Source organism: Pseudorhodoplanes sp. (assembly GCF_050250235.1).
Classification (GTDB): domain Bacteria; phylum Pseudomonadota; class Alphaproteobacteria; order Rhizobiales; family Xanthobacteraceae; genus Pseudorhodoplanes.
Genome location: NZ_JBFWPA010000261.1, coordinates 1 through 4,783 on the forward strand (window position 1 = coordinate 1; position 4,783 = coordinate 4,783).

5 protein-coding genes and 1 pseudogene are annotated in these 4,783 nt (G+C 56.9%); 2 read left to right on the plus strand and 4 right to left on the minus strand.

The window, feature by feature from the left end; all coding sequences use genetic code 11:
• The 4 genes from AB7F49_RS38175 to AB7F49_RS38190 form a co-directional block, all read right to left on the minus strand.
• On the minus strand, window positions 1–301 hold a 301-nt coding region (locus tag AB7F49_RS38175), incomplete at its 3' end, for an NAD(P)-binding domain-containing protein (RefSeq protein ID WP_428532857.1).
• Window positions 210–1,103 carry an NAD(P)-dependent oxidoreductase gene (locus tag AB7F49_RS38180; RefSeq protein WP_428532860.1) on the minus strand — a complete coding sequence of 298 codons (894 nt, stop codon included), beginning with the start codon at window positions 1,101–1,103 and terminating at the stop codon, window positions 210–212. The genes AB7F49_RS38180 and AB7F49_RS38175, both read right to left, overlap by 92 nt.
• Before the next feature lie 29 nt (window positions 1,104–1,132).
• Window positions 1,133–1,684 (minus strand): amino acid synthesis family protein, encoded by a 552-nt coding sequence (locus tag AB7F49_RS38185; RefSeq protein ID WP_428532863.1) that lies wholly within the window; start codon window positions 1,682–1,684, stop codon window positions 1,133–1,135.
• Window positions 1,685–2,128: 444 nt separating this feature from the next.
• Window positions 2,129–3,133: a linear amide C-N hydrolase gene (locus AB7F49_RS38190; RefSeq protein ID WP_428532869.1), complete on the minus strand. Its 1,005-nt coding sequence runs from the start codon at window positions 3,131–3,133 to the stop codon at window positions 2,129–2,131.
• 150 nt (window positions 3,134–3,283) lie between these two features.
• On the opposite strand from AB7F49_RS38190, the pseudogene AB7F49_RS38195 reads away from it, so the two are divergent.
• Both AB7F49_RS38195 and AB7F49_RS38200 read left to right on the plus strand, forming a co-directional pair.
• Window positions 3,284–3,722 (plus strand): annotated as a pseudogene (locus AB7F49_RS38195) (hypothetical protein); the annotation flags it as partial.
• A 630-nt stretch (window positions 3,723–4,352) separates the two neighbouring features.
• Entirely contained in the window at window positions 4,353–4,712 is a 360-nt protein-coding gene (locus AB7F49_RS38200) for a response regulator (protein WP_428532866.1), read from the plus strand.
• Window positions 4,713–4,783: the final 71 nt, after the last annotated feature.

A 4,783-nucleotide genomic window follows, 5' to 3' on the forward strand; every position in this document is an offset into this window, starting at 1 on the left:
CCGCAACTTCGCGCGGACTCTTTGCCAGAGTCGCGCCCTCCTGCTCCATTCGGCGCGCCATCTCGGGGTCGACGTCATAGGCGATGATCGAATAACCAGCCCGGAGAAGATTCTTCCCCATGGGAGAGCCCATTATCCCAAGGCCGATGAAACCTAACTTCTGCATAACCCGTCCTTTTGTTTCTACGCTGACACTCGAACTAAACTGATCACCATTGCTCAATCCCGACATAGTCAGCGTAGAGATCGACCGCCGAGACCTGATCCCGGTTTCCCCAACCTTGCCCCTCGGCAATGGCATAGAGCTGTTGAGAGAGAGCACCCATCGCGAGCGGCACGCGGAACGCACTCGCCGTCTCCACCGCGAGACGCATGTCTTTGTGCTGCAAGCGCAAGGCAAACCACGCTGCTGGCTCTTCGCGGGCTCTGTTCGAGAGCAGGACCGCGGGCACCAGTTTTTCCATCGCCCAGCAGCCCGAACTGCTTGTGCGCAATACTTCGAGAAGCCTTTGCCCGCTGATTCCGGCCGCAACGCCGAGCGTGAACGCCTCAAACATCGCCATGGTCTCGATACCGACGGCGAGCTGATTGACGATCTTCGTCGTCGCTCCGCTTCCAGAGGCACCCATGTAGTGAACATTCGTCGCCGTCGCGCGGAACACCGGACGGCAGCGCTCAAAAGCCTCTTCGCTGCCGCCGACCATAATGGTCAGCGTGGCTGCCTGCGCACCGGCGGGACCGCCGCTTACCGGAGCATCCAGCCACTCCACGCCAAGCGGCTTGAGTTCCTTCGTCAAACGCTGAGGCGTCATGGGCGCGACCGTCGAGTGATCGACGACCACGAGACCTGGATGAGCGCCGGCGATGATGCCGTCCTTAGCAATGGCGACGTCCAGGACCTCCGGCGTATCGGGCAAGGACAGGAAGACGATATCCGAGTTGGCCGCGACTTCCGCCGGACTCTCGACGGGATCGGCATTCGGGAAGGTCTCCCTTTTTGCTTCATCGGCATCGAAGACGGTCAAGGGGTAGCCCGCCCGCGTGAGGTTTCGGGCGATGCGCCCTCCCATCGTTCCCAGCCCTATGAAGCCCAGCCTCAACATCGTGGGTGCCGATCAATCCTTGCTGCCATTCAGGATTTTCTCGGATCGGGCCGAGGCCCGTCGCCCACCGCGGCAATCACGACGATCTCGTCATCGCGCGGCGCATCCGACACACGAACTTCGAAGCTGTAGTAACAATCCGGCAGAGAGTCAGCCAATGTACCGTTATCGACGGCGCTCTTAAGCGCAATGTCGAGAGATGATCCCGCGGTCGCTCGCTTCTCCGCGCCGGGCACCACTGCGTGGCCGTTCGCCACCTTGCGCAACGCGTCGCCGAACAGGCGCGTATGAATTATCGCCGAACCATGCTGGACTTCACCGTCCAGTCCGACCAGGGCGGCCTTGCCGAACACCATCGGCTTCGTACCGAGAGCGTCCGCTGCCAACTTGGCAAGCTTCGGCCCAAGCGAGGTACTGAATTCATTCGAAAGAACCGTAATGTCCTTGCTGTATTTTCCCGCAAACGGATTCTTGACGACGGCCATCGCCGCGGCGACGCGTTGGGGCCGGCTCAGCTTGCCCTCGCCTTCACGATAGATTTCTTCGACTGAAATGACGATCTTCCTGATATCGGGTTCCATTTTCTCAGCTCCGGACAAGCACGTGCCGTCGCCCAAACAAGGCGGAAGAACCAGAACGCGCTGCAATCAATGTTGGAATTTCGTGCGGTTATTCGACAGGCTGCTGGGCAGCGTGAATCCTCCCTGTAAGCATTCTTTCTTTTTCTTGATCATGCCATTTGTGCATTCGAATGCAAGAGAAAAATGCATTCGAATGCATATCGAGCGAGATTTGGCGGCTATAAAGTCTCTACACGAAGATCTTTCCACCTTACGCGTTGCTCATCGAGAGCTACACGAAGGCGCAGGACGTCATCACAAAGCAAGAACAACTCGACTCAGCGCCAGTCTGACTTGCCCAACAAGGTGTCCGCGGCAAGGCGATACTCTTGCCGCGGACCCGTTCGGCTTATTTTTGGAGATACTATGGCGGTCGCTTGCAGCGGCGGAAATACCATATCGCGCTCAGAGGCCAAGGAATTTGAAGGGAGCGCTTACCTCAAACTGATCATTGGCCACGCCGGAGTAAATGTGGGTCTGGTTGGGACCGAGATCGAGTTTCATCACCTTTCCGGTTTCTTGTGACAGATCCAGCTTGGTGAGATCGAACCAAAAGACGTTCGGCGTGAGCGCTGACTCGAAGAAGTAGAGCTTGCGCTTGTGGTCGGCAACTGTGCGCCAGCGCGTCGAGGAGATGTTGGGCTGATCCGGTGTGGTGATGCCGAAGGGAACCGAGACATTGCGAATAACGCTGAAGGCACTGGCGATAGTCTGAACGGGATCATCTACCTTTGGGATGGCGTTCACATAAAAGGAGGCGCGTGCAAAACGATCGGATGCGCGGTTCGTACCGGGCAGCATGACGGTGCCGCCAATCTGTTTCCAGTATTCATTCAGCGCGAGTTGCTGTTCAAAGATAGGCGAGTTGGTCAGCACCTGATAGTTACGACTGTGATGAATGACCTGCTTGCCATCGATATATTCGATAATCGCGCTATCGCCGCTGGCATCCGAGAGCGAGAGGTGCAGGGTTGCAAGCTTCTCCTCGCCTGGCACGTTGTCGGTGACAACCGTGAAGGGCTCCTCCGCCAGCGCATCCACCGCTTCCTGCACGGTCGCAAAATTATCGAGGACGTATTGCGCCCATGCCGCCAGTGACAGGCCCGGGGTCTTGCCGTCATATTTGGGATATGAGGATTCGACGAGCCAGAGCACATTGGCGACCAGCCCGGCCTCGTTCATGCCGTCCGTCGTTGAAATATCATAGGCTGAGGCAATGACGCTGCCATATTTCGACGTCCACCGGATAGAGTTCGGACCTGCCTCTCCCGACCTTTTCATGCCGCGTGGAAACACCCACAGATTGGTGCCGATGTCGAGCTTCCAGTCCATGGATCGCGCGGTAATGACCTGGCCATTACCGCCAAAATAGACGAAACGCGTGCAAGCCTCGGCTGTCGAGGAAGCCATGATGCTCGCGACTACGAGCAAGGCTGTGATGATAGCAGTGAATGAACGCTTTGCTGAAGTCACGGCCTGTACTCCCTTCAATATGCGCGTCAGCCAGTTGAGCATTATATTGGCTTCGCTGGAAACCAAGCCGGCTCGATAAGATGAACAAGTGTGAGAGGGGACGTCGATACAGAGCAATTCATGGCCACGCTGCAGGCCGGCTATCGCCTCTTTGATACGCGAGAATTCACGCTTGATGTGCTTGCCGGCGCACGCTTCTGGCATATTTCCAACGCTGTGACGGTTAAAGCATTGGGCCTGTCGCGCAATTATGGTGAAGACTTCGGCTGGGTGGATCCTGTTATCGGTCCGCGTGCGTTCCTACCCCTGACGGAAAAACTGTCTCTACAGGGACAGGCGGACATTGGTGGTCTTGGCGTGGGCTTCTGACTTCACGTGGTCGGCCCTGGTAACCGTCAGCTACGTCGTCCGACTACCTTTCCGCATCGGCCGGCTACAAAGTACTTGATGTCGATTATGAGGACGATGGTTATGTATACGACACGCGCCTCAGCGGTCCGGTTTGGGTCTGACCTACCGTTTCTGATCAACGAAACGATGTCACCACACATCTGTTGATCGGTGCGAAATTGGCGCTTGTGGAATATCCAGGGCGAAAGCCCGGAGCTGAGCTCTACTTCATCGCGCTGTTCGAAACCTGTTGCTGCCGACTGCGCGATAACTCCTTCCGCTGATTCTACCGATATTGCACCGGGAGGAACAGAGCTGCGACCGGCAAAGTACAGCGAGGCATCATCCGTGACAGTCTCGACATACCAACGGGCGCGAGAACAAGGCGGACCGGGTACCGCGTTACGCACGCTACCCGACAGGATCGTACACCGAGAGAGATGGCCTGAGCTTTCCTGCGGGAGAAAGTGGTGGACCTGCTTGCCCCTGATCCGCAAAATAAGTCCACCCACAACCCTGCAATAATGGCGAACTGGCCCCGTGCACAAGCCACACGGGGCATTTTACTTTCTAGGATCGCTGTGTCGCGACAGGTCCTTGCCTCCTCAGGCTGAGCGTCGAGCAGCAATTTTAGAATTTGATTACCAGGGCGGCCGCCTCTCCCCAATGGGTGTTTAACGCTACCTCCCCGATGGCGCTGTTGTGTAATCACGAAGCTTCCCGCGCGCTAGAACAGTGGAACTAGCGCTCGGGGAACATCCGGTCGGTGGGTGTTCTCGTGGTTGAGGATGAGCCCATTATCGCGATAGACATGAAGTATTCGCTCGCAGATTTGGGGGTTAGACAGGTTCACGTCGCTCCCAGCCTTTCGGCCGGTTATACAATTTTCCGCTCCAAACCGCTGGACCTTGCGATCTTGGACGTGAACATCGGCACTGACCTGGTTTTCCCATTGGCGGCCGGGATGGTTTCGAAAAAGATTCCGATTGTCTTTTCGACCGGTCGTGCGCCCGGCGAGTTTCCGGCTGAATGGACCGCTCACCCAATTATTCAAAAGCCGTGGGATGAACGTATCCCTTCGGTGACGGCCGCCTTGCGGGGTAAGAGCGAACATCGGAAGTCCTAGGAATAATCCTAGGAGTAGTTCTATGACGACACCGCGTGTGGAAGTAATTACGTCTGTCGAGAGGCGTCGTC

Coding starts and splice junctions, on each gene's coding strand:
- AB7F49_RS38180 (WP_428532860.1), bottom strand. CDS start 1,103: ATGTTGAGGCTGGGCTTCATAGGGCTGGGAACGATGGGAGGGCGCATC.
- AB7F49_RS38190 (WP_428532869.1), bottom strand. CDS start 3,133: ATGGCTTCCTCGACAGCCGAGGCTTGCACGCGTTTCGTCTATTTTGGC.
- AB7F49_RS38185 (WP_428532863.1), bottom strand. CDS start 1,684: ATGGAACCCGATATCAGGAAGATCGTCATTTCAGTCGAAGAAATCTAT.